The following is a 22,191-nucleotide window of genomic DNA, read 5'->3' on the forward strand; positions in this document are numbered from 1 at the left end:
TATATATTCCCAAACAGCAAAAAATCACTTATTGTACACTAATTTTTAAAATCATAATATTATTTACTTAAAATATCTCCTTTCATATCTTTTAATTTATATTCAATATCACTATCAATCATAAATTCACCGTTTTTGTATTTAATATGTATTGTATCATCTTCAACCATTAAATTCATATCATAACTGTTAAGGGTAATATTATCTGTATCAATAATAATGTCTTTATTTACCTTATCTATTTTATTGATTCCTGCTCCATCCCGATATATGAATCTAATAACATAGGAAGCAAAACCATGATTGCAGCTTGCAGTAGTTCCAACAAACTCCCATAGTGTTCCTGTTTTCTCTGCCATATATAAAAAGTAATCTTTCAACTCATTAATCACTCGTCCATGCTCTCCATTCATTGACAATACTTCCAATCTTAGATAGTTGCCTATAAAAGCATTTGAAGGATATACATAACTTAATTCTTCGCCTTTTCTATTAGGTCCTAATTCATTTATAATGATATCATATAGCTTTGGATATAGTTTTTTGTTAGCGACCCCAAAAAAGAAAGCATAGTATTGGCAGGTCTCAGTAATATTATTTGATACACACAGTTCACCATTGTCCCGAATAGCATTGTCTACAAAAAATTCTCCATTATAGGCTTGGTGTCTAATTATTTCCTTAACATTGTTTCCTTCTTGTATTAATCTCTTATCTTGATATAAGGTTCCTGCTGCTATGAGAGCTGCTGAATACAACATATTAGTGGGATAGTTGACATCCTGGACAAAATCATTACACTTGGACCATTCAACAAAAATCCAGCTTTCTAATTTCTCTAATAATCCATCTTCATTTTTGAATGCCTTAAAATATTTCAATATATTATAAACAGTTTCCTTGGCCCCTACTATTAATCTAGTATCATTATTTCTTTTAAGATATTCTTGCAGTTCAATAATAAACCATAAGGACCAGTTAGGAATAAATTCCCCAGCATTATGGTCAGCTGGATAACACATAGGTATCATACCCTCTGGTAAGAATTTGAAAGATTTTGGTAATATAAAATTCTCTAAAAAGTTCTTTTCAATCCTGTTACGACCTGTAAGGTCATATTCTACTCTGCCAGTAAAAAAACTATCGCATAAGAAACCTGTTCTTTCTCTAGATGGACAGTCCATAAAAATATCGAGTGCGTTTTGTTTATACGTCCTTTTTCCTGCTCTATAGATTTTATTTATTGATAGATTGTCACATTTGAAGTTTGTAGAATCTATATCTGGATTTACGTATTCTCTCAAGTAGATGTCAGTAATTCTACATTCTGTAAGTGCTATGATTTTAAGATATTGTAGCGTATATGGTTCTATGGTCTCCAACTCATAAATACCTTTTTTAAGATGATATTTAATAGCATTTACACACCCCATTCTTTTAAAATCAATATCTGTATCTGATATTATCTCATCAAATGTCAAATATAGTACAGTATCTTGGGTACATACAACTTTCAAGCCAATGAATCCAGTATTATTATGTTCTAACTTACATATACAATAAGAGTTATCATCCAAATTAATCAGCATACAATCTTTTATACTCTTATGAATCACTTTTTTATTGACACAGTTCAATTCTTCTACTTCATGGGATAAAAATTCTTCTAGTTCTTCTATCCTGTATCCTTTTATTGTTTCACAGACTTGCATAGATCTGTCATTCCAGTAACTGGTCTTTTTACATTTATCAATCTTTCCTACAGAGATTAACCTTTGTGGACGTATTATGTTGAAGTTTGGATAGGATACTCTTCTTTCAAGGAATCTTTTACTATCTGTTATACAACATTCTATCTCTCCCATTGTTACTGTTAAATCAGTTCTCCAAGAAGAATAATTCTCATCCAAATCATAGATTTCAACAAATGTTCTTTGATAGCTATACCGCTGTACCTTTTGAAGTCTATCTTTAAGAATTTTAATATCCATTTTCTTATCTTTGTCCAATGAAGTCCCTAATACCGTATCACCATTAATAAATACTTCAAGTTGTATAAATGAAGGCTGGTCTAATATATAGAAGCTATTAATGTTGTAACAAGCTACTTCTACAGCAATAACATTCAACCCTTGGTTAATATGCCTGCTCACATCTATTTGGTCTACACGATATAAATCATGGGGTCCTCTGGCTGGACCATAATTAATAAATTCTCCATTTAAAAATATTCTATAAATCCCTGATGTAGCTATATTTATGTATACTTTATCCTTACTAACAGCATTAAATGTCCCCCTAAGACCCAAAGTCATATTTTTTTCTTTTTCTAATCCATTTACCCATACCGGATTAGACTGCTTAAAAAAATCTTTACTCATACCTGTTCCTCCCTGTTTATCAATTAACTAGAATACCATTTATATTATTAACTCTAATGTACTTCTAAATATTATACAAAAAAAATAGCAGTTAATACATATGATTAACTGCCTTTTTTTTAATATATTTAATTGAAATTAACATTTTCAATACGTTCCAACTACAAAATGTTTATATCCTTATCCTAAGCGTGAACACTTGTAGTTGTAATTTTACCTTCTACTTTACTTAAGTTCTTAATCTTTAATGTAGGATTTTTAACTTCATAATCATCTAAGATCTTTTCTAAAATCTTGAATTCGTTTCTCTTCATTACTATTTCAACTTTATGTCTTCTGTCGCCATTCATACCACGAGCAAGGAAATTGTTGACTGTATAACCTTCTCTTCTAAGTTTTTCTGCGATTTTAATCATTTTTTCTCTGTTACTTAAAAATAAATCCACTTCAATAATTCCTAGAGCTAAACGCTCTTCAATCTTTCCACCTATAAACACACCAAATGTTCTACCACATGCATATGCTATTGTATAATGAAATCCACCTGAACTAGTAACTTTCGTAAGTACTGATGCGAATATTATTGCATCTATAAATACTAGAATGTATACTGGGTTCATGATTTTCTTTGAAATCAATATTGTTTTAAGTGTAGCTAAAATATTAGTAAGAGAGGTGATTATGAATAATCCAACTAAAGTCAATATGAGTTCTTTTGTCATATTGCCACCTCCTTATATATTTTCTCATCAAATGAGATTTTGGGTTATTAGATTCTTAAATGCTTATTGCAAAAATATGTAAGTATTATACCAGCCGCGGATTCTATAAATTGAAGCACATAGTTTACAAGTTAAGTTTCTTCTAATATAAAAAGACTAATATCGCTATTAGTCTTTAATAATTACATATTAAAATTTTATATAAAACAAATACATCTTGTTGCAATTTGACATTTACATAACCTTAATAACTTTCTGCATTATACCATAGATTAATATAAATTGCAAGTTTTAATTTATATCTTTGTACCCATATCCATAGAGGCTATCTTTAATATTAATACATATCATACTAGTAATTCAAATATATATACCGTTAAAATAGCACTTACAGCCACCTTTATTAAGCTTTTGTCAAAATAAGCTACTACCAACGCTACTATCAACCCTGCAATGGCAGAATACAAATGTTGTGTTGAGTACAGAATGCTTGGGAATGTCATAGCTCCCAATACTGCATAAGGCACATAACTTAAAAATGAACGAATGAATCTTGATTTTATCTTACGTTTGAAGATTACTAAAGGTGCTACCCTTGGTATGTATGTAACAAAAGCCATAACCATTACTGCTATGAATTGTTTGGTAACCGTCATCTAATCATCCTCCTTTGGAAACAGAAGAGCACCAATAGATGATGCGATTATAGTTGCTATAATTATTCTCCAACCAGATGATATATGATTAAATACAGGAAGCCATGTCAAAATACAATTAATTGCTACAGCTATGACAACTACTATCAAGGCTGACTTGGATTTTTTGGAAGCAGGGACTATCAATGCAATAAACATAGCATATAGTGCTATCCCCATAGAGTTTTGAACATTTTCTGATAATACAGAACATGATAAAGCTCCTAATGCCGTTCCTAGTCCCCATCCCAAAAAAGGACCTGTAATCAAACCTAACATATAGAGAAAAGAAATTTCTCCATCTTCCATAGCTGCTAAAGTAAATGTTTCATCTGTAATTCCAAAAGCTATTAAACACCTTCTAAAAATATTCATAGGTTTCTTAATCTTTTGAGATAGAGCTAACGACATAAGCATATAACGTATATTTATAACTAATGTTGTCACTCCGATTTCCAAATATGATGCTCCTGCTATTATTAATCCAGTTCCAGCAAATTGTCCAGCTGAAGTAAGATTCGATAAGGATATAAAAATAGTCAGCCATATAGGTATTCCACCAGTTACTGCCATCAATCCGAATGTAAATGAAACAGGTATATAACCTAACGCTATAGGCATTCCCTTTTTCAATCCACTATAAAATTCATTATCCGTTACGTCTTTGTTGCGTATCTCATTATACTGTCTTGTTGCTGCATAATCTTTCAGTTTTCTCACCCACTAATTAAAATACTGTCATTTTACTGTATACATTGTAACAATATATATAATAATGGATGAATTATATTTGTCAAGATTTTGAGAGGAATTTATGCATAATTATTAATTTATTTGTTTATTAATTGCATCAACTCCTTCTTTTCTTGAATCAGTAATTTAAATTCCTCATCAAGAATTGTATAGCGTTCATCTTGTACATTTAATAAACTAAGCTCTCCTAGTATCTTGGCAATACGATTTTCAACAATGATTAATCTTTCTTCAGTAACTTTTTCATTACACCTTATATCTCTATTTTCTAGTTTTAGCATATACTCCTTGAATGAATCTTCTTTCCTGTAAATCTTACCATTTTCAAAAATTAATACTTTATCACATAACTTCTCTAACAGGTATCTGTCATGTGAAACAATGATTATTGATCCTTGATAATCTCCTAGAGTTTTTTCCAACATCTCACGACTATGGAGATCTAAATGGTTGGTAGGTTCATCTAATATAAGAACATTGTTTTCCATCATTATCATATAAGCTATTTTAACTCTTGTTTTCTCCCCTACGCTAAGATTCTTAATTTTAGTATTAACCATCTTTTTTGTGAAACCCATATTGGCTAATAATGTTTGAAGAGTACCTCTCACTTGATAATCATCTATGTCAAAGAACTGTATCACTGTTTTATCTATATCCATTTCGCCTACATCTTGACTTAGATAAGCTATTTTTGTTGAAGGGCTAAGATAAATCTCTCCATCGTCTAATTTTATTTCATTGAGTATAGCTTTTATGAGAGTGGTTTTACCACAACCATTTCTACCATATAATCCAATTTTCTCTTTGGATTTAATGTAAAATGAACTGTTTTCAAACAAAGACTTATCATCAAATCTCTTTCTTATATTATTAGCTTCAAGTACCTTGTTGCTTTTTGAATTGTTATTGAACTGAAATGTTATCTTTTGTTCTTCTTGTGGCTTCTCTATTCCTTCGTAGCTTAGTTTTTCAATCTTCTTTATCTTAGACTTAACTTGTTTATCCTTTTTCTTAGCTCTGACTCTATACTTTTCTTTATAGCCATCTTTTTTAGTTGAATCTCTATGCCCTTTTGAAGACCATTGTTTTAACCTGATTATTTCTTTCTTAATAGCTTCTTTGTTTTTTTCTTGAACTTGATATTGATGTAATTGACTTTCATATCTTTTTTTCTTTTCAGTGTAATATGCTGAATAATTACCTTTATAACAATTAGCTATGCCACCTTCAATTTCTATTACTCTATTGCAAACTTGATCCATAAAATATCTATCATGGGATATAATTATTATAGTTCCTTCATATTTTTTTATATTAGTTATTAACCACCTAACACCTTCATAATCCATATGATTAGTAGGTTCATCTAATATTAGAAGTTCTGGCTTTTGTGCCCATATTTTTGCAAGAGCCAATTTTGTTTTTTCTCCACCACTTAGATTTTCTAATCTTAAGGTATTATAATCTTCTATATTATCTACACCTAATTCTTTTGATGTATGAAAAAAATCACTGATGCGTATTTTATCACTAGTCATAACCATATGATTAAATTCACTTTGGGTATAATAGGTGGATTGATGCAAATACCCTATTTTCATATTCTTCTTATGCCATATTAATTGTCCACTATCTTGATTCAAGTTGCCAGTAATGATATTAGCAAGGGTAGTCTTTCCTGCTCCATTATTACCTACAACTGCTATTCTATCACCCATTTCAACATGAAAATTAATATTCCCTAATATGATTCTATCTTTGAATTCTTTTTTTATATTAATACATTTTAATAACAACGACATATAATTTCCTCCTGTCTAACTTTGCTCTACAGGAAATCTAATATCTTATTTATTTCTAGCATTTAAACAAAAACTTTCCAAACAATATAAAAAGCTGTAAGTTGAATTAGTTCAACTTACAGCAATAATTCTATATCATACCTATAATCTCTAAAATACGTCATAGAGATCAGTATACAGCTTATTAGAATGTAAAGCAGTCATATAATAGTCACGCTATTAATATATAATTTCAAACTAGTTCTTAGCTAAAAATGCACAAAGATATTGTATTCCATAGATTCAAATCGTCTATAAATCTAAACAAATCTTCTTACACATCTATTAAATTATTTCTTATCTAGCTAAAAACATAATATTCATTTTTGTCTCCTTTTGATTCTTTTAATTATTATTATATTATCAACCTATAGTTAATTTGTCAATACTTTGGATTTTAAAGTTTTCCATTTTATATAAAATAAAACTTGAAATAGCCAATAATTATACCAATTAGAAGAAAAAGTGTTTTGTGATTATACAACGATTACTAAAAAGCAAAATAGTGTATGTATATGTGAAGTAGTGAGGCAGGACGCCGAATCCAGCTTTTTGCTCAGGACGAGCAAGTTGCTGGCGTAACATATACATATACTATTTTGCAAAAGCCACGACAGAACAAAACTCTTTTTCTGACTTACTTGCAATACAAATTATCTCTAAAAATGGGAAACTTAACACTTAAATTAATATAAATGATAATATAACTACTACAGCAAATGTTACAAGCCCTTGAATCAATGTAGCCATAGTATGGGATTTATATGCTGTAGATACATCCATACCGCTGAATTCTGTTACAACCCAGAAGAAACTGTCATTGGCATGAGATACTGTCATAGCACCAGCACCAATAGCCATAACTGTTAATACACTTCCCATTGTTGACTGAAGACCTAATGCCCCCAATAAGGGTGCTACAAGAGCTGATGTAGTTACAAGTGCAACAGTCGAAGAACCTTGTGCTGTCTTTAATGCAGCTGCTATTACAAATGGCAATAGAATTCCTAGATTGTATGTTGCTAATGTTTCGCCTAAATAACTTCCAATAGGAGTAGCTTTAAGAACAGCTCCTAGTGCTCCACCTGCTCCAGTTACCATAATAATTATTGCAGCACTTTTAAGACCTTCTCCAACCCATCCTGTCAAAGTCTCTTCATTCAACTTAGGTAATAATAGTAATGAGAAGAAGAATCCTATAACTAATGCATTTATTGGTTTACCAAGAAAAGCAAAGAAAGTATATGCTGAACCTTGACCAAATGGCTGTGTTGGGAAATTAGCTATTGAACCAAGAGTTATTAAGATAATAGGAATTACAATAGGTGCAAAAGCTTTCCATGCACTTGGTAATTTACCATACTTTTCTTTGATTTCTTCATATGAAAACTGTAATTTTTCATCATCTTCTTTTGAACGATATTTTTTACCAGCAATCTTAGCCCAGAAATAACCTGCAAGCATACCTATCAACGCTACAAAAATACCTACTAGAATAACTATACCAAGTTTATCTTCAAGACCTAAATTACCTGCGGCTGCTATTGGTCCAGGAGTTGGAGGCACAAATGTATGTGTAGCATATAATCCTGTCGCCAATGCAACAGTCATCATAACTGATGATGCCTTTGTTCTTTTTGCAAGTGATTTCTTAAGAGATGATAGAATTACGAAACCTGAGTCACAGAATACTGGAATAGATACAATATATCCTATGATACTCATTGCAAGTCCAGGTCGTTTTTCACCAACCACTTTTAGAACTGTATCTGCCATAGTTATAGCAGCTCCAGATTTTTCTAATATTGTACCAATGATAGTTCCTAATATAATAACAATACCAATATAATTAAGTATTCCGCCAAATCCGCTTCTAATTGTGGAACCAATTTCCAACACCGGCATTCCTGCTGCTAAAGCAATACCATATGAAGTAATTAATAATGCGATAAATGGGTGAATTTTAAGCTTAGATGTAGCTAATACAATAAAAGCAATACCTAGTAATAAGATTAGAATTAATACTGGTCCTTGAACCATTCAAAACCCTCCTAATTATTAATATATTTTTATTTAGATAATATACAATTAAACTCATTCTTATACATTATATATACTGTAATAAATTAAAGTCGTAAAGTTTGTTTAATCAATTATATAACTTTATCACCTTCATTATTCGTTCTATTGCTTGAAATAATAATATATCTGCATTTTTTATTGCATAATCCAGATTATGTGGTCCGTCCATAATTGTAAAAATAGAATCAATACCATATTCATAGACTCTATCTGCATCTTTACCAATTGAACCTACTACAGCAATAACTGGTACATCATATTTTTTTGCTGTTTTTGCAACACCAACAGGTAATTTACCATTCACAGTCTGATAATTGATTTCACCTTCACCTGTAATAACTAAATCAAATTTAAAATCATTGAAATACTTTTCTAGATTGATTATATCCTTAATTATTTCAAATCCTGGTTTTAATGTTGCATCAAAGAAAGCTAGAAGTCCCGCACCTAATCCACCAGCTGCTCCTGAACCTTCAATATCCTTTACATCTTTACCGAAATCCTTTTTGATAATTGAAGCAAAATTAGCCAATGCATCATCTAGTAATGGTAATTGCTCCTTAGTTGCACCTTTTTGAGGTCCATAGATGTAACTTGCTCCATTAGGTCCACACAAAGGATTATTAACATCACAAGCCACAAGAAAATTGACATCATCAAGTCTCTTATCCTTATTACTTGTATCAATATGATGTAAATCCTTTAAACCTATAGCACCTCTTTGAATCATATTACCTTCTTCGTCCAATAGCTTGAAGCCAAGAGCTTCCATCATTCCTGCTCCGCCATCATTAGTAGCACTACCACCGATACCTAATATTATTGTAGTACAACCTTTATCAATAACCTTTTTAACTAATTCTCCTGTTCCATAAGTAGTTGTGTATAATGGATTCTTTTTGTCAACAGGTACAAGTGGCAAACCCGAAGCACTTGCCATTTCTATAACTGCCGTTTTATCATCGCCTAATAATCCGTATTTAGCTTTTACTGGCTTTCCAATGGGGTCAGTAACTGTTTCGTATAATATACTTCCTTTTGTATTATAGACCAGTGCTTCAACTGTACCTTCACCACCATCTGCCATAGGACAGGTAACAACATTGGCATTAGGAAAAACATTGGTAACTGCTTTTTTAGCTACGTCACAATATTTTTCTGCTGACAAACTACCTTTAAATGAATCAGGAGCAATAAGAATATCCATTTTGCACCTCCTTTGCTTGATTATAGTTTCGTAAAAATAATTAACAAAACTGTCCTTTGCTCTCTAATATTATAATACATTTTTACCAATACCTCTTTATGCCCCCATTATAAAAAAGCACACAAAATTTGTTTCTTGGGTACAAATTTTATCTATCTTTACTATTTATGTTTTATCATCATACATTATCCATATCTTTTGTTTGATAGTATTTTGTATATAGATATATTAAATGCAGCAATAACCTATCTGATTCATTATGCAGAGGATTGATATTAAACATTTCTTTCAATTTATTCAATCTGAATACAATTGTATTCCTATGGACAAATAGATCCTGAGATGCTTTTATCAGATTCATATTGTTTTTTATTAGAGCCTGCATTGTCAGAAGCATTTCATCATTGTTATTGACCTTCTTAACAAAAGGTCCTAAAAAATAATCCATTTTCTCTTTATCTATACTAGCAAAAAGAAGTTCAAATACATGATCTCTAGCAAACATGGTTTCATTTCTTTTATTCATCAAGTTACCATAATTAATCATTGCTTTTGCTTCTTCATAACTTTTATTATATCCATACATAGAAGGATGATACGTACCCACCCCAAATAATAATTCAACTTCTATATTCCCAAAACTTGATTTTATGTTATCTATATACTCCCTAAGTTCTTTTTTCACATTTTCAGAATCTGTTTTGTTAAGGGTTTTAAATATTATAATCTTATTAATGGTTACATAGGATGATATATCCTGCTTATTGTGTTTTTTTGTACCTTTAATATTATTCAACACATACTCTTTAACTTTTTCCTTATTAAGTAATGGATTCTTTTTAACAATAGAATCCAAATTCTGAATTTGGATTAGACATACAACTCTAGGTATATTCAAGTCATAACCTAATTTAGAACCCCAATGAACAGTAGATGACCATTCTTCATCTGTATTCATGGTCAACAGTTTATTTATGAAAAAGGTCTTTTGGCTTTGATGAAAGTATACTCTTTCTTTCAAAGCTTGTTGTTCAAGCATCAATTCTGTTGACATTCTTACTATTTCTGCCGCATTCTCTATTTCTTTCGGTGCTCCTGTTATACCTATTACACCAGCAACTTCATTATTATAATAAAAAGGCATGTTAATTCCTTGTTTGACACCTTCATATTTGTTTTCATCATTTTCATATATGTCTATTCTCAACTTTTTATTTATCACTTCTTTAGCTATCTTATGAAAAGTGCCAATCCTTTCTTTGTTCCCACTTGCAATGATGACACCTGATTCATTCATAATATTTATGTTATATCCAAGATTCTTCATGATGTTATCTACTAATTTTTGTGCTAACTCGTGATTTAATAACATATTGGTTAATGCTCCTTTGACTATTAGGATTTCTATCTTGTACTTATGTTATCTATTAATTAATGTGTAGTCAAGGACTTTAAGTTACACATTTTATTGAAATATAATTATATTGCTAGTAAGTCAGTAAAAGTGATTTGTTCTGACTTGGCTTTTGCAAAATAGTATATGTATATGTTTCGCCAGCTACTTGCTCGTCCTGAGCCAAACAAACAATTATGGACATCGAGTCCATAATTATTTCTGACAGTCCAGTAGGGCTGTCAGATTAAAAGCTGGGTTCGGCGTCCTGCCTCACTACTTCACATATACATATACTATTTTGCTTGGAGTCCCCGTCAATATAATCACAAAACACTTTTTCTTCTTAGTTAGTTTACCTATGGCTACTTCATATTTTATTATAAGAATATGGTAATTAAGGCTAAATTACCTACAAATCACCACCACCCGTAAAACGGGTGGTTTGCACTTACCCTATAAGGGTATATTACTAGCTGAGTCTCAAGACTCATTGAATAGTCTGCCAACTGCATCTATTCTCAAGTTACACCTAAAGGTGTTTTCATTAGCCTTTTATTATCGGCTTACCCGTAAACGGGTCAATATATTCCTTCAGACTTAATTGATCTGAGGCTATATCTTCTTGTAATTGATTTCTTATATACTGTTCTATTGCCTTCTTGTTCCTTCCTACTGTATCTACAAAATATCCTTTACACCAAAATTTTCTATTCCCATATTTATATTTTAAATTAGCATGTCTGTCAAATATCATCAGCGAACTTTTTCCTTTTAGATATCCTACAAACTGTGATACACTTAATTTAGGTGGTACACTTACTAACATATGTATGTGATCTTTACATGCATTTGCTTCTATTATTTCTACGCCTTTATACTCACATAATTTACGAATTATCTGCCCAATATCTTTTTTTATCTTTCCATAAATTATTTGACGTCTGTATTTTGGTGCAAATACTATATGATATTTGCAATTCCATTTGGTATGTGCTAAACTTTTGTTGTCCATTTGGACTTCCTCCTTTGTCTATTATAGATGCGGTCGGCAAACCTGCTTCTATCTTAGCATTGGAGGTTATTTTTTTCTACTCATAGCTATAAGCTTTTTAGAACCACAGGCATAGCCTGTGGTATTCATTAATACAATAAAAAACTGCAAGTTGAATTTCCAACTTGCAGTTTTTAGAATACAGCATATTCATTTTAATTAATAAGCATAATAATTATAATGCATTTATTATTCATTTATTGAGTTTCACCATTCTTAAATAATGGTAATTTTCCTAAGAAAATTATGTCATCACGGTTAGCGGCATCACCTTCAGCCAATATTGCAGCTTTTCCAACTACTTGTCCTCCTGCTTTATTGACCAAATCTTCTATAGCCATAATGGATTCTCCAGTACTTATTACATCGTCTATGATTACAACTTTCTTATCTTTTAATAACTTAACTTCATCTTTGTCAAGATATAATAATTGTTCTTTCTGAGTTGTTATTGATACTACTTTCGTTACTAGAGGATCTTTCATATAAGGTTTCAAGCTTTTTCTTGCTACAATGTATTTTTTCATGTTCTTTTGTTTAGCTATTTCATATATCAAAGGAATCCCTTTAGCTTCTGCAGTAATTAAAATATCTGCTTCAGGCAGCTTTGTTGCTAAATGTTTTCCTGCTGTCTCTACCATTTCAGTATCACCAAGTATTACAAAACTTGCTATTTTCAAGTTTTCGTTGATCTGCATAATTGGTAAATCTCTTTTTAGACCACATACTTCTAATGTATATGTATTTTCCATATTATCGTACACCCTTTCCACAAAACATTGATTAAAATACTGTAATTTATATTTTATAATTCTTAGGTATTATAATCCTATAATACCTGATAACATTTTCATAATCAATCCTGCAACCATACCAAAGAATGGGTCAGTTATTGCAGTTACTGTCATTGTGATACCACCTACCAGTGAATCTTGTCCTAGAGATACGGCAGCGTTGACTGGAACTGTTACCCAAGCACCTAGTACAAAAAGGAAACCTGCAATGGATTCACTTGGTACATATTTTCCGATTTTAGGTAATAGACCTGATAATAATATTACAGCCATAAGTATCATCATTCCAACTCCTGCCCAAACAGCGTGAGGTGCACTAGCTGTGGCAGAGATTATTGACTCAACTGGACCTCCTCCAAAAAGCGAAGATGACATATCAGCTAAACTGCTTATAACTGCTAGATGGTCCAGATTAACACTTTTTCCAGCAATACTTCCAGTAATATTACCAAAAGCTATATTAGCACCAATATTAAGACAAACCATTGATAGCGCTCCTCTTATGATGGAAGTATTCAATATTGGTTTTTGAAACTTAATTTTGTCATTGCCATTAGCCATTATTCCAGTATCCTGTTTCATCACTCTAGATACTACACTTGATAAAATTACTGAAATAGAAATGGTGTAAACTAAATCTTTTGTAAATAAATATGTAAGAAATGCAGAAGCTATAGAAACACTACCAATTATTCTATTTTTTCTACACATATCAATTGAAACACGAGCTAACATAATACCAACACCAGCCATCATACCACTAGTAATTACTGGTCCGATAAAATCTACAATAGTTCCTAGGAATCCAAAAACTCCAATAAGTGCCATAATGACACCACCATAGAATATCATGGATAATCTTTCTCTCATATTCTTACCCATAGTACCAGCTATTGTTATTGTCTCAGCTTGAAAAGATATTGGAGCTACAGAACCAACTATACTATTACCTACTGCCCCTGTTAAAAATGCAAAAGCAGTTGGTATTGACGCAAAACCGAACGTTAACGCTAAAAGTCCTTGAGGCAATCCATTTAAAATAACACTAAAAACGGCTAATAAATCTTTAATAAAATCCATATTTTTTGTCTCCTTCATAATGTCTTCATCTAATATTATAATGTTATTTATTTCCGAACATTTTTAGGAAATTGCAATTTAATGTTCTAAAAGTCATTATATGATATATTTGTATTTTTTTCAATATAAAATTTATATTTATTATTATAACTCTGTAACTCTTAACAAAATTACGTTGATACACTAAAACAATATAAAAAACCTTATCAGTAGAAATTTTACCGATAAGGTTTATTTATAGTTAGAACAAAAATAATTCATTTTATAATTTATTGCTTTCGTAGATACAACGTACAGCCAAATATAACTATAGTTCCAATAAGTAACATTATTAGGTTAGGAATTAATATATCCATATTAATAGTCATTCCCTGTTGCTCCATACCCATAGGTCTCATACCTTCAGGCATATTTTTCATTAATTCTTTCATTTTATCCATAGGAGGCATTTCACCATTTTCAAAATAACTTCTTAATTCATCAGGTATATCCTCCATATTCATGCCAGGAGGCAAACCTCCCATCATGCCATTTCCTTCTTTTCCCTCTTTCCTATTAACCATACCGTCTTGTTTATTAGGAGGTGGTGCTTCGCCCTCACCATTTCCCTGAGGCTGATCATTTTTACCTCCCATACCATTGGGGGGCATTCCACCTTTCTTAGATGTACCACTATTTCCTAAACCATTATTGGTACTAGGAATAGTACCTTCAAGCTGTTTTTGTATATTATCATTTCTCTTATCTATAAAATTAAGCAGACCCAAATTAGTATCATTATCCATGAATAGGGCTTCTTCAAATTGTTCATAAGTAAAGAAAGCAGTTGGATCTGTTTTTACGTAATCTTTTATCATCTCATAAATAGACAAGACTTTATTTTCTATATTTTCTTCTGACAAGTATCCGTTGATTAAGATATTTATATATTCATGATAGCGCTCTACATATTCATCATTTTCAAATATGGCATTTATCAAAGGATAATTATCCATTTCACCTATTACTGGTTCATCTATTAAGAACTCAGTTGCCTCTTCATCAGTTAGACCAGCCATAGGAAATCCATTATAAATCAGATTAAGGTCCCATGTAATCCACTCAAAAACATCATTATTGTTATATAGATAATAGTTATGAAACATTCCTGATTGGTAGTTATCAAGATGTATAGTCACTGTACTCATAGCTAGATATTTGAGAAAAGAATCTACATTCAGCACACTCTCTAGATTCCCACCCTCTTCTATAACTTTCATAAGCTCAATCAAATCCTTATTACTATAGTTAGAAAGATTCTCAGGGAACATACCTGTATAGTCATCACTATTATCTGAAATGTATTTTAAGTCACTTCCAACACCCATATCTGGTTTGTATAATTCGCCATTGGCATTTCCATAATGGTCTTTCAAAAAAGTTTCATTTACCTGCTCTACACACAGGTAAAGACCAAAATACTCTCCGTTAATATGAAGTGCCACATAAGTTGTTCTTGGAGCAACAGCATCTAATTCAGCCATCAATTCATAACCAATGTATTCTACCATCATGGTACTATCATTATAGATATTGTTTAAATTCAATTTATTAATTCCATAGAGGCTTTGATCGTCAATATAGTAATCAAAATCTACTTTCAAGCTATAACGTATACCATTTTTGTTAGCTACATCTCTTAGACTTGAATTTCCCTTTGTTCTAATACCTACATCACTGAAGCTGATACCATTATAAACAATATCTGCCATTACCATCTCTTCTGCCATTGCATTCTCAATCATATCCGTATAGGTATCCTCATCAAAGTCAATATACACATCAATAACCTCGTCGTGAGGAAATACTGTTTCATCTACTATGCTTTTACTCTCATTATCAGCTTGGGTTGTATTACTCAATAATAAGCTGTCCACGGCTATTAGAAGGATAAAAACACCAATGAGAACAGCAATCATTTTTATCCATCTCATTCAATCACCCTCCTAGCTGGAAAATTCATTATTGCTGACAAGTATAGCATTGGAGACAGATTCTACTCTTTGTAATTCATTGATCAAATCTGTTTCTCCATCTTTTATTCTTAATTCTACAGTAAGCTCTGTACCATCACCATCAATTGTTTTTGATTTTATGAAGTACTTAGTTACAGTAGCTTTAATCTTATCTATAATTTGTTGTTCAGCCATTGTTTCTGAAAAATTAATAAGAAGCAAATAAGGACTCTCTTGCTTAACGCTCTTAGTAAGCATATAGATGACTATACCAACCACCAAAGAACCTACGATAGCCAATAAATAAAAACCTGCGCCTGTTATAATACCTGCAGCTATAGCCCAGAACATAAAAACGATATCCATAGGATCTTTTATTGCACTTCTAAAACGGACAATACTAAGGGCACCAACCATACCTAATGATAATACCACATTAGCTGTTACTGCTAAAATAACTAGAGCTGTAACCATTGTCATCATTACTAGTGAGATGTTAAAACTCTTCGTATATACCACACTTTGATAAGTCTTCTTATATACTTGAAAAATAAAAATACCAATAGCGAAAGCTAAAAATAATGTAACTCCAATTGATAATGCTGATATACTTGTTGTGTTTTCGAATATTCCATCTTTTAGAATATCTTGAAATGTTGTCATAATTATTCCCTCCTATATTATCCTAAAAACTAACATTATATTTTCTTGAAAAAACATATTTAGATGAAGACGCCTGCATAACATGCCCTGATTGAATAAGACTTCTAATAAAATCAGGTAAGACTCCATTGAATTTGATTTCAAGAATAGATTTACCTTTGTCCAATGCATCAACAAAATACTGATTATCACCCAATATGTTAGTATGCATATTGGCTGTCTTGATCTTTCTATCAAAGGTAATTCTCAAATTCCCAACAGGATGCATGAATGCTTCCCTATCATACTTGACTATAACCTTGGGCTTCAACAATCCATGTTTCAATTCCTTGTAGAACTCATGATAAAGTTTTTCTTTCTTTGTCAACAAAAAGTCCAGTTCCCTATTATAGATTTTTTCTACTTCTTCTATTATCAAAGGTACAGAAACTTTTGTTGTTATTTGATTGATCTTTGATTTTCTCTCAAGCTTGATATAAGACAAATCATCATTGTAATAGCGTATCCTATATTTATGCCTGATAGCTTCACCATTCATCTTTTCTTTATAAGCTCGATTATAGCAATTGTCAAAATAAAGACTTGTGATGGAATAACCTTTTCCACAACTGTTTTCATCTCTTTTCAAGACTTTTTCTATACGTTTGACCAAAACCAAATCTTCTATTTCATCCATCATATACTTGAGTTCATGCCTTCCAGTCATGTTCTATTCACTCCTTCCTTAGCAGCATTTGTTAACTTTGAATTTACATTAACTTTACATGAACAATGTCACAGCTATATCACAGCTGCAAAAAAATTACTTGTATTATTTGTGATATAACTGTAACATTAAAATGAGATACTAAATGAGCGAAGAATATAGCAATACTATGAAGGATATAACTAAGACATGAGATAGGTGATGTAATTATGAATAAAACTATTTTGATTGCCGAAGATGAAAGCAGAATGCGAATACTTGTATCTGATTTTTTGACTATGGAAGATTATAATATATTAGAAGCCAAGGACGGAAGACAAGCCATAGATATTTTCATGAAGAATCCCAATGTACATCTGGTTATACTCGATGTGATGATGCCTTATTATAATGGTTGGGAAGTTTGTGAAGAAATAAGAAAAATGAGTAATGTTCCTATAATCATGCTTACTGCTAAAAACACTGAACCTGATGAATTGAATGGATTCAAGTATGGTGCCGATGAATATATAACCAAACCTTTTAGCCCATCGATTTTTGTGGCTCGTGTGAATGCCTTGATAAAACGTACCTATTGTACCCTTGAGCAAGATGAGATTATCAAAGGCAATCTATCAATAAACGTCAACCAACATAAAGTAACTGCCAATAAAATACCTGTTGACTTAAGCCAAACAGAATACAACTTACTTTTATATATGATTCAGAATGAAGGTCAGGTATTTAATAGAAATCAGTTGCTTAACAATGTCTGGGGTTATGATTATCAAGGCACGGATAGAACTATTGACACTCACATTAATAGATTACGTATCAAGTTAAAGAATTGTGGAAATTATATTCAAACCATCAGAGGATATGGTTATAAATTTGAGGTGAACCTATGAATTCTATAAAAAAGAAACTCTTCTTTCAAATTGGATCTTTAGCCATTATACTTATTGGATTCATGGTTTTGGCTAATACCTATTTACTACAACCATACTATATAAATAAAGAGAAAAAACAGCTATATACGTATTACAAAAAAATAAACAATTTTTCTTCAGCAGATTATACTGATTCTTTATCAGATTTAATCTCTATTGAAGATGCCTCCAATATAGATATTTTAATTTATAATTCCAAAGGTGATATTCTATATGCCTCTAAATCATATATGAAAGATAAACATTTACTAGAATTCTTAGGATCCTTACCAAATAAAAAAGGACTAAAGCCTCCGGGTCCTCCTGTTAAAATCAATCATGAAGAACCTATTAATGATAAAGTAAGATATATATGGGTAGATGATCTCATGTCAGGGGGAAAAAGCCTTGTTCTAACTGGACAATTGGATAATGACTATAACATAGATCTAAGATTACCCCTTATGTCTATCAAAAAAAGCATATCATTATCTAACAGATTTTTGCTGTTTACTGGTATACCTTTATTTTTGATAGGTATTATTTCAGCTTACTTTTTATCAAAATCATTTACGAAACCGATTTTACAGATGAACAAAGCGACCAATAGCATGAAACAACTTGATTTCTCTACTAAATGTACGGTCTTATCCAATGATGAGATAGGGCAATTGGCAAGTAGTATCAATGATATGTCCATAGAACTAGAAAAAACAATAAAATCATTGAATACAAGCAACATAAATCTTCAACAAGAAATAGCCGAAAAAACCAAAATTGATGAAAGAAGAAAACAACTTCTTAACAATGTTTCCCATGAACTCAAAACACCTCTATCTCTAATGCAGGGTTATGCAGAAGGTCTGAAACTTAACGTTGCCCAAAAACACAATAGAACAGACTTTTATTGTGATGTCATTGTTGACGAAGTCAAGAAAATGAACCAACTGGTACAAAATCTACTGAATATCAATCAAATTGAATTTGGGGACACTACACCTAACAATACAACTTTTGAAATTGTAGATTTCATAGAATATATACTAAAAAAATATGACCATATATTTAGCGAAAAAAATATTAATCTTCAGTTTAACCCTATAGAACCTATCAGCGTTTATGCAGATATATTGAAAGCAGAACAGGTGCTGACTAACTATTTGAATAACGCTATTCAATATGTTGATAATCATAAGGATATTAGGGTTACACTATTGACCAAGGATAATCATGTACGTATTGAGATATACAATTCATGCGAAAAAATAGATGCAGATGAGTTAGATAAATTATGGTTGAGTTTTTATAAGAGAGATAAAGCAAGAACCAGACAACCTGGAAGTCATGGATTAGGACTATCCATAGTTAAAGCTATCCAGGAAGCCAGTAATAATGATTATGGTGTTAGAACTACCACTAACGGAATTACATTTTGGTTTGAATTAGACATAAAAGGCTGAGAGTAACCATATGCACTAATCAGTGAATCCTCCACCGAATACCTCAATACTCTCAGTCACATAAACAAAACTATTATCATCCAGTTGAGAAACGTAATTCTTAAGAGTTATCAATTCCTGATTAGTCACTACTGCCTTAATCATCATTTTCTTTCTAACTTTGTATGTTCCTACGCAAGGTACAAAAGTAACTCCTCTATTGAGTTTTTTATGTATGAATTCTGTTATTTCAATAAAATTATCTGATATTATGTTTACACAATATTCTCGTCTTGTACCAAGAATAATATAATCAGTAACTTTACCTGCAATATAAATACTTATCAGTGAATAGATGATACATGTAATATCACCATAAGTAAGTGATGAAGTCAAAATGCAAAAGTTCAGCACAGTAAAGAAAGTTCCTATAGTAATACCTTTTTTCTCTTTTAGATACATACCCACTATTGCCTCTGGACCATTTGCTGCACCTTCCCTGATTATCATACCTCCAGAAACCCCGAACAGTACTCCAGATACGATAGCTGCTACAATAGGGTCTGTGAAAAACTCTGGAACAAAATTTCCAACTATCCCTATAAAGAATGTAAATAATCCAAAACAAAAAGCTGCATAGAATACTAACTTCCTATTATACTTAAAAAAAGCCCAGATGATAACAGGACAACATAATCCTACTAATATCAATTGCAGATTTACATTTGTCAATTTATTAATTACAGTGGCTAAACCACCAAATCCTCCACCTATCAAATCATTAGGCAATAATATCTGATGAAAGGCTATAGCCGAAATTAGTTGTCCAATAATAATAATCAAGTAATGTTTAATCTTCTTTAGCATTTTTGTGCTCCTTTATCATAGTATGTCATATCCCTTTTCACCCTATAACGCAATGAAAAGCAAATGCTATTATTTATTATAATCAACATTTGCCATTAAATAAAGTTATTTATCTATTTATTTTTGCTCCAAATGGAACAAGTGCAAGTTTAGCGAACTTAAAATGCTGTAAACCAAATGGAATACCAACAACAGTAATACAAAAAATCAATCCCACAATCAAATGTAGAATACATAATTCCCATCCAAACAACATAATCCATATTATATTACCAGCAAGACCAAATATACCAAAATTACCTATGTTCACATCTGATCCAAAAGGCCATAATACAAAATTAGAAACCTTGAAGCATTGCCTGCCGAATGGTATAAAAACAATGGTAATGCATAATATCAATCCAGCTATAAACCATAAAACAGAACTGATTAATCCGCCAAATACTATCCATATCAAGTTACCAAGAAAGCTCATCCAAGTCCTCCCCCTTAACAAATAAACTGTTATATTTCTTTATTAGTATAAAGTATGAATGTTCCTTTGTAAATGTTAAAATAATTAGAATTCAATTAATCTATTCCCTTAATGAACTACATACATATTTATATGAATTTATAATATACTTATATAAATAAGGTCTTGGGAGATAGATAATGGTTATAACACCTGATTTGCAGAATCTAAGCTACTCTGTAAAGTATGGAGTCAAATGCTTTGAATTAGTAGCAGAACCAGTTAAGCAGGAAATACTTCCCGGTGTTTTCATGAACGCCTGGGGATATAATGGTTCTTCACCTGGTCCCACTATAATCGTTTACCCTGGTGACTATGTAAAAATAAGAGTCTATAATAAATTACCCGAACCAACAAGCGTACACTGGCACGGACTTAACATACCCAATAATATGGATGGGGTACCCGCTGTAGAACCCTCACCACGAATTGACCCAGGCAGCTTCTTTGACTATGAATTCTTAATAACTAATCCTCCTGGAACACATATGTATCATTCCCATTATCATACAGTTAAACAGGATACAATGGGTTTAGTAGGTGCTTTTATCATTGAAAGTGAAAAAAAGGAAAACATACAGAGTGATTACTTTATTATGTTAGGCGAAAACAAATTAAGAAGCTTACCAAAATTTGTTGTCAGAAGAGGTTTTTTTAATATTAACCCTTTTACAATGGATAATAACTTCTTTTTTATGAACGGACGCTGTTTCCCTTATACCTCACCTCTTTTAGTTAAAAAAGGTGACAATTGCCGTATTAGATTTGGCAATATCAGTCTTAACAACCACCCTATACATTTTCATGGACACCAATTCTCTGTGACAGCATCCGACGGTAACCCAATTCCTCAAGAAGCTAGGATTCTTAAAAATACTTTAACAATAGGTTCAGGAGAAACTTGGGATATTGTTTTCAATTGTAATAACCCTGGATTATGGCCTCTTCATTGTCACTTTGCTCATCATGTATCCAATAATCTACAACTTCCTCTAGGAGGTATGACAACATCAGTCAACTATATTGGATTTAAAGGTAAAGCCGCTAATCCTGTCCCTATGACACATTGGCTAAAAAAATAGAGCTATATAGAAT

General features: G+C 31.5%; 19 protein-coding genes. 3 read left to right on the forward strand and 16 right to left on the reverse strand.

From position 1 onward, the window contains the following. Positions 1-59: 59 nt before the first annotated feature. From HYG85_RS02665 to HYG85_RS02730, 14 genes are all read right to left on the reverse strand, one after another. Complete coding sequence (locus tag HYG85_RS02665; protein ID WP_212692171.1) at positions 60-2,381, reverse strand: alpha-L-rhamnosidase-related protein; 2,322 nt, start codon at positions 2,379-2,381, stop codon at positions 60-62. Positions 2,382-2,566: 185 nt separating this feature from the next. Further along, complete coding sequence (locus HYG85_RS02670) at positions 2,567-3,103, reverse strand: DUF5698 domain-containing protein (protein WP_113671547.1); 537 nt, start codon at positions 3,101-3,103, stop codon at positions 2,567-2,569. Between the two features lie 347 nt (positions 3,104-3,450). Continuing rightward, a complete protein-coding gene (locus HYG85_RS02675; protein ID WP_212692172.1) occupies positions 3,451-3,759 on the reverse strand; it encodes an AzlD domain-containing protein in 309 nt (102 codons plus the stop codon). Beyond that, positions 3,760-4,518, reverse strand: a complete 759-nt coding sequence (locus tag HYG85_RS02680) for an AzlC family ABC transporter permease (protein ID WP_330619207.1) — start codon at positions 4,516-4,518, stop codon at positions 3,760-3,762. A 110-nt stretch (positions 4,519-4,628) separates the two neighbouring features. Continuing rightward, positions 4,629-6,356, reverse strand: coding sequence for a ribosomal protection-like ABC-F family protein (gene abc-f, locus HYG85_RS02685; protein WP_212692173.1), 1,728 nt, complete (start codon positions 6,354-6,356; stop codon positions 4,629-4,631). Positions 6,357-7,076: 720 nt separating this feature from the next. Further along, positions 7,077-8,435, reverse strand: a complete 1,359-nt coding sequence (locus HYG85_RS02690) for a GntP family permease (RefSeq protein ID WP_113671550.1) — start codon at positions 8,433-8,435, stop codon at positions 7,077-7,079. Positions 8,436-8,544: 109 nt separating this feature from the next. Beyond that, positions 8,545-9,684 (reverse strand): glycerate kinase family protein, encoded by a 1,140-nt coding sequence (locus HYG85_RS02695; RefSeq protein WP_212692174.1) that lies wholly within the window; start codon positions 9,682-9,684, stop codon positions 8,545-8,547. Between the two features lie 178 nt (positions 9,685-9,862). Beyond that, entirely contained in the window at positions 9,863-11,056 is a 1,194-nt protein-coding gene (locus tag HYG85_RS02700) for a CdaR family transcriptional regulator (RefSeq protein ID WP_212692175.1), read from the reverse strand. Between the two features lie 568 nt (positions 11,057-11,624). Further along, entirely contained in the window at positions 11,625-12,092 is a 468-nt protein-coding gene (gene tnpA, locus HYG85_RS02705) for an IS200/IS605 family transposase (protein ID WP_212691167.1), read from the reverse strand. Positions 12,093-12,328: 236 nt separating this feature from the next. Then, on the reverse strand, positions 12,329-12,883 hold the full coding sequence (locus HYG85_RS02710) for a phosphoribosyltransferase family protein (protein WP_212692176.1): 555 nt from the start codon (positions 12,881-12,883) through the stop codon (positions 12,329-12,331). A 69-nt stretch (positions 12,884-12,952) separates the two neighbouring features. Continuing rightward, positions 12,953-14,005: an NCS2 family permease gene (locus HYG85_RS02715; protein WP_113671554.1), complete on the reverse strand. Its 1,053-nt coding sequence runs from the start codon at positions 14,003-14,005 to the stop codon at positions 12,953-12,955. Between the two features lie 269 nt (positions 14,006-14,274). Further along, positions 14,275-15,978 (reverse strand): CotH kinase family protein, encoded by a 1,704-nt coding sequence (locus tag HYG85_RS02720; protein ID WP_212692177.1) that lies wholly within the window; start codon positions 15,976-15,978, stop codon positions 14,275-14,277. Between the two features lie 12 nt (positions 15,979-15,990). Next, a complete protein-coding gene (locus tag HYG85_RS02725; RefSeq protein WP_113671556.1) occupies positions 15,991-16,662 on the reverse strand; it encodes a DUF4956 domain-containing protein in 672 nt (223 codons plus the stop codon). A gap of 22 nt (positions 16,663-16,684) precedes the next feature. Further along, positions 16,685-17,368: a polyphosphate polymerase domain-containing protein gene (locus tag HYG85_RS02730; protein ID WP_212692178.1), complete on the reverse strand. Its 684-nt coding sequence runs from the start codon at positions 17,366-17,368 to the stop codon at positions 16,685-16,687. Between the two features lie 209 nt (positions 17,369-17,577). Between HYG85_RS02730 and HYG85_RS02735 the strand changes: the two genes are divergently transcribed. Continuing rightward, the gene (locus HYG85_RS02735; RefSeq protein WP_212692179.1) at positions 17,578-18,255 is read left to right on the forward strand and encodes a response regulator transcription factor; all 678 of its coding nucleotides are present in this window, start codon (positions 17,578-17,580) and stop codon (positions 18,253-18,255) included. Beyond that, the gene (locus HYG85_RS02740) at positions 18,252-19,736 is read left to right on the forward strand and encodes a sensor histidine kinase (RefSeq protein ID WP_212692180.1); all 1,485 of its coding nucleotides are present in this window, start codon (positions 18,252-18,254) and stop codon (positions 19,734-19,736) included. Before HYG85_RS02735 ends, HYG85_RS02740 begins: the two co-directional genes overlap by 4 nt. 15 nt (positions 19,737-19,751) lie before the next feature. Here the strand turns inward: HYG85_RS02740 and HYG85_RS02745 are convergent, their stop codons facing one another. Continuing rightward, entirely contained in the window at positions 19,752-20,582 is an 831-nt protein-coding gene (locus HYG85_RS02745) for a YitT family protein (protein WP_212692181.1), read from the reverse strand. Between the two features lie 109 nt (positions 20,583-20,691). Next, positions 20,692-21,057: a YccF domain-containing protein gene (locus tag HYG85_RS02750; protein WP_212692182.1), complete on the reverse strand. Its 366-nt coding sequence runs from the start codon at positions 21,055-21,057 to the stop codon at positions 20,692-20,694. 179 nt (positions 21,058-21,236) lie between these two features. Here HYG85_RS02750 and HYG85_RS02755 point away from each other — a divergent pair, with 179 nt between their 5' ends. Beyond that, positions 21,237-22,178, forward strand: coding sequence for a multicopper oxidase family protein (locus tag HYG85_RS02755; protein ID WP_212692183.1), 942 nt, complete (start codon positions 21,237-21,239; stop codon positions 22,176-22,178). Positions 22,179-22,191 lie beyond the last annotated feature (13 nt).

Origin of the sequence: Vallitalea guaymasensis (genome assembly GCF_018141425.1) — a bacterium.
GTDB classification, from domain to species: Bacteria; Bacillota; Clostridia; order Lachnospirales; family Vallitaleaceae; genus Vallitalea; species Vallitalea guaymasensis.